This is a genomic window from Terriglobales bacterium, assembly GCA_035624475.1.
Taxonomy (GTDB): domain Bacteria; phylum Acidobacteriota; class Terriglobia; order Terriglobales; family Acidobacteriaceae; genus DASPRL01.
Genome location: DASPRL010000117.1, coordinates 1 through 4,577 on the forward strand (window position 1 = coordinate 1; position 4,577 = coordinate 4,577).

The following is a 4,577-nucleotide window of genomic DNA, read 5'->3' on the forward strand; positions in this document are numbered from 1 at the left end:
CGTGGCCGGGCTGGTCGAGCGCAAAAAGTACATCTACCTGTGCACCAACGCGCTGCTGCTGAAGCAGAAGATCGATCTCTTCCGGCCGAGCAAGTACCTGACCTTCTCGGTGCACCTGGACGGGCAGCGCGAACACCACGACTTGTCCGTCTGCCTCGAGGGCGGCTACGACAAGGCGGTGGAGGCCGTCCGGGAGGCGCTGGGGCGCGGCTTCCGCGTCACCACCAACACCACCCTGTTCGACGGCGCCGACCCCAAGAGCGTGCGCGCCTTTTTCGACGAGATGATGGAACTGGGCGTGGAGGGCATGATGCTCTCGCCCGGCTATTCCTACGAGAAGGCCCCCGATCAGCACCACTTCCTGGGGCGGGCCCGCACCCGGCGGCTCTTCCGCGCCATCCTCTCGAACCGCAAGCAGGACTGGCGCTTCAACATGTCGCCGCTCTTTTTGGAGTTCCTGATGGGCAAGCGCGACTACGCCTGCACTCCCTGGGGCATGCCCACCTTCAACGTCTTCGGCTGGCAGAAGCCCTGCTACCTGCTGCAGGACGGCTACGCGGACTCGTTCGCCGAGTTGCTGGCGTCGACGGAGTGGGAGAAGTACGGGACCGAGTCGGGGAACCCGAAGTGCGCCAACTGCATGGTGCACAGCGGCTACGAGGCTTCGGCGGTGAACGACACCTTCGGTTCCCTGCGCGGCTTCTGGGGCACGGTGCGAGCGACCTTCTCTTCCGCCTACCGCGACCCGGCGGCGGAGCAGATGCTGAACGAACCCATGCTCCCGGTGCGGCCCCTCGCGCCCCTGGTGCAGATCGAGGAGCGCACGGTCCAGGAGACGCGTCCGTGAGCGGGCGGGAAACCGGCCGGGAAGAGCACTCTGCCGCGGCGGCGGACCCGCAGCACCTGGAGGTGGTCCCCGGCTTCGCGCGCGACCAGGTGGAAGGCTGGATACCGGAACTGGCCAGCGAGGAGGAACTCCGTGAGGCCCTGGAGCGCGCCTTCAGCTACCGGGGCGACGTGCTGATCACCCGCAAGGACGGCTCCAGGATCGAGGGCTACATCTTCGACCGCCGCAGCGGCAGCAGCCTGAAGGATTCCCTGGTCCGGGTGCTGCCCAAGGACGGCGGGCCCAAGGTTTCGGTCTGCTATTCCGAGATCGCCGGCCTGGCCTTCAGTGGCCGCGACATGGCCGCGGGCAAGAGCTGGGAGAACTGGGTGCGGCAGTACTGGGAGCGCAAAGCCGCGGGTGAGAAGAACATCTCCCTGCAGCCGGAAGAGCTGGAGTAGCCGCCGGTTCCCGACCCGATGAAGGTTTTCGTGACAGGCGCGACGGGCTTTGTAGGCAGCCACGTGGCGCGCGTTCTTTCTCAACAAGGAGCCGATCTGCGCTTGCTGGTGCGGCCTACCAGCCTGACCGGCAACCTCGAAGGCCTGCCGGGCGAGCGTGTCACCGGGGACCTGCGCGATCCCGAGTCGCTGCGCAAGGGTATGGGCGGCTGCGAATTGGTCTTTCACGTGGCCGCGGACTACCGCCTGTGGGCCCGCGATCCTGCCGAGATGTACCGCTCGAACGTCGAAGGGACGCGGGCGGTGATCCAGGCGGCGCAGGCCTGCGGGGTGCGGCGCGTGGTGTACACCTCCAGCGTGGCCACCATGGGCTTCACCAAGAACGGGACGCCCTGCGACGAGAGCTCGCCGGTTTCGCTGGCCAACATGATCGGCCACTACAAGCGCTCCAAGTTCATGGCGGAGCAAGTGGCGATGGAGGCGGCGCGCGCCGGCGCCGACGTGGTGATGGTGAATCCCACCGCGCCCATCGGCGAGCAGGACATCAAGCCCACGCCCACCGGGCGGATCATCGTGGACTTCCTCAAGCGGAAGTTTCCCGCCTACGTGGACACCGGGCTGAACCTGGTGGACGTGGTGGCGGTGGCGCGCGGGCACGTGGCCGCCGCCGAGAAGGCGCGGCCGGGCGAGCGCTACATCCTGGGAGGGGAGAACCTGACCCTGAAGGCGATTCTCGACAAGCTGGCCGCGCTGACCGGGCTGCCCGCGCCCACGATGAAGATCCCGTACGCTGTGGCTCTGGCCACGGGCGCGGTGGACACGCTGTTCACCGGCGTGCTGCTGCGGCGCGAGCCCCGGGTCACGCTGGATACGGTGCGCATGGGCCGTAAGAAGATGTACGCTTCCTCGGCCAAGGCGGAGCGCGAATTGGGCTGGAAGATCGTGCCCGTGGCGGACGCCCTGCGCCGCGCGGTGGAGTGGTTCCGGAGCCACGGCTATGTCTAGGGTAGGCATCGTCACCGCCATGGAGACCGAGGTCGCGCCCCTGGTGAAGGGCTGGAGGACCGCGCTGGTCGAAACCGCCGGGCGGCGGTACAAGTTCTTTGAGACGCAAGAGGCGGTGGTGCTGTGCGGCGGGATCGGCTACGAAGCCGGGCGACGCGCCGCCGAAGCCATGATCGCGCGCGCCCAGCCGGCGTTGCTGATCGCCTCCGGGCTGGCGGGCGGCCTGCGTCCGCAGTGGATCTTGGGAAAGACGCTGGTAGCGGCCGCAGTGATCGACGAGTTGACGGGACGCCGCCTGGCCACCGCCGGTGGCGAGGGCGTGGTGGTCAGTTCGCGGCAGATCGCGGGCCTGGCCAAGAAGCGCGAATTGGCCGCGCGCTTCGACGCCGACGTGGTCGACATGGAAGGTTTTGCGGTCGGGGAAGTAGCACACGCCCACGGGCTGCCCTTTCTGGCGGCCAAGGCGGTTTCCGACGACCTCGGCTTCGAATTGCCGCCGCTGCAGGGCTTCGTGGACGGGGAAGGGAAGTTCGAGGCAGGACGCTTCGTGGCGCAGGCCGCGGTGCATCCCGGCTGGTGGAGAAGGATCGCGCGCTTGAAGCGACACAGCGATCGGGCGGCCGAGGCGCTGGCGAGATTGCTGGAAGAGTTGATCCGGCAGCACGCCGGCAAGACCGAGGCGGCCGCCGTGATGCAGCACTAGATCAACATGGCGACGGCCACAGAATCCGGGAGCCGGCAGGTGCAGGGGGCGATCCCCGCGACCATGCAGGCTGCGGTCTACCGCGGCAAGGGCGACGTCCGCCTGGAGACGGTGCCGGTGCCGGCCCTGGGGGCGGGCGAGCTGCTGCTCCGGGTGCACACCTGCGGCATCTGCGGCACCGATCTCAAGAAGATCTCCACCGGCTCGCACTCCGCCCCCCGCATCTTCGGCCACGAGACGGCAGGGGTGGTGGCGGCGGTAGGCGAAGGCGTGACCCGGTTCCAGCCCGGCGACCGGGTGATGGCATTCCACCACATCCCCTGCGGCGAGTGCTTCTACTGCCGGCATCGGGTCTACGCCCAGTGCCCGGTGTACAAGCAGGTGGGCTGCACGGCGGGCTTCGAGCCCTCGGGGGGCGGCTTCGCCGAGTACGTGCGGGTGATGGACTGGATCGTCCACCGGGGTGTGGTGCGCATCCCCGGCGAGGTGAGCTTCGAGCAGGCCAGTTTCGTCGAGCCGGTCAACACCTGCATGAAGGGCATCGAGGGCCTGCGCCTGGAGGCGGGGGAGACGGTGCTGGTCATGGGGCAGGGGCCCATCGGCATCCTTTTGGCGATACTAGCCAAAGGGGTGGGGGCTAGCGTTATCACTTCCGATTTGTTCCCCCAAAGGCATACAATTGGGAGAAGTTACGGACTTGACTGCACCATCGACGCCTCGCGCGTCGATACGATACAAACGGTACGAGGGCTCACTGGCGGTCGCGGCGCCGACGCCGTCATCGTGGCCGCAGCCGGGAACAACCTCATCGGTCCGGCTCTGGAGGCGGCGAGGCCCGGGGGCAGGGTATTGTTGTTCGCGCAGACGGTGCGCAGTCAGGCTGCCATCGATCCTGCAGCCATCTGTGTGGACGAGAAGACCCTGTTGGGTTCCTACAGTGCTTCTGTGGACCTGCAGGAGAAATCGGTGGAGTTCGTGCTGGGGCGGAAGGCCGACCTCACGAGCCTGATCACGCACCGCTTTCCCCTGAGCAGCGCCGTGGAAGCGCTGGATTTCGCTGCCCATCCGCGGCCGGAATCGATGAAAGTGGTCATCCAGCCGGGCAGCAACTGGGAAGGACGTTCCAAGTGAACGGACACATGACAGCAGCCGTCCTCTACGGCAAAGAGGACGTGAAAATCGAGAAAGTGCCCATTCCTCGCGTGGGCGAGGGCGAAGTCCTCATCAAGGTGCAGGTGGCCCTCACCTGCGGCACCGACCTGAAGGTCTACCAGCGCGGCTACCACGCCAAGATGATCGTGCCGCCCGCCCTCTTCGGCCACGAATTGGCCGGGGTGATCGAGGAAGTGGGCCCCAACGTCAAGGGCTTCAAGAAGGGCATGCGGGTGGTGGCGCTGAATTCGGCGCCCTGCCAGATGTGCTTCTACTGCTCCAAGCACCAGGAGAACCTCTGCGAAGACCTGCTGTTCAACAACGGCGCTTACGCCGAGTACATCCGCATCCCGCGAAGGATCGTCGAAACCAACATGCTGGCCATCCCGCCGACGGTCTCCTTCGATGCGGCCGCCATGGCCGAGCCCCT

At 67.0% G+C, this 4,577-nt stretch carries 6 protein-coding genes; all 6 read left to right on the forward strand.

Annotation, left to right across the window (positions count from 1 at the left end; all coding sequences use genetic code 11):
• Positions 1–847: adenosyl-hopene transferase HpnH (gene hpnH, locus VEG08_05055; GenBank protein ID HXZ27351.1), on the forward strand; the 847-nt coding region annotated here is incomplete at its 5' end.
• Positions 844–1,287, forward strand: coding sequence for a hypothetical protein (locus tag VEG08_05060; GenBank protein HXZ27352.1), 444 nt, complete (start codon positions 844–846; stop codon positions 1,285–1,287). The genes hpnH and VEG08_05060, both read left to right, overlap by 4 nt.
• Positions 1,288–1,305: 18 nt before the next feature.
• Positions 1,306–2,292, forward strand: coding sequence for a hopanoid-associated sugar epimerase (gene hpnA, locus VEG08_05065; protein ID HXZ27353.1), 987 nt, complete (start codon positions 1,306–1,308; stop codon positions 2,290–2,292).
• A complete protein-coding gene (locus VEG08_05070) occupies positions 2,285–2,995 on the forward strand; it encodes a hypothetical protein (GenBank protein ID HXZ27354.1) in 711 nt (236 codons plus the stop codon). Before hpnA ends, VEG08_05070 begins: the two co-directional genes overlap by 8 nt.
• Positions 2,996–3,001: 6 nt before the next feature.
• On the forward strand, positions 3,002–4,126 hold the full coding sequence (locus tag VEG08_05075) for a zinc-dependent dehydrogenase (GenBank protein HXZ27355.1): 1,125 nt from the start codon (positions 3,002–3,004) through the stop codon (positions 4,124–4,126).
• An 8-nt stretch (positions 4,127–4,134) separates the two neighbouring features.
• The coding region (locus VEG08_05080; GenBank protein HXZ27356.1) for an alcohol dehydrogenase catalytic domain-containing protein at positions 4,135–4,577 on the forward strand (443 nt) is incomplete at its 3' end.

Bases quoted from the DNA above. Each gene is read 5' to 3' on its own strand.
- hpnA (HXZ27353.1), top strand. From the start codon at position 1,306: ATGAAGGTTTTCGTGACAGGCGCGACGGGCTTTGTAGGCAGCCACGTG.
- VEG08_05070 (HXZ27354.1), top strand. From the start codon at position 2,285: ATGTCTAGGGTAGGCATCGTCACCGCCATGGAGACCGAGGTCGCGCCC.
- VEG08_05075 (HXZ27355.1), top strand. From the start codon at position 3,002: ATGGCGACGGCCACAGAATCCGGGAGCCGGCAGGTGCAGGGGGCGATC.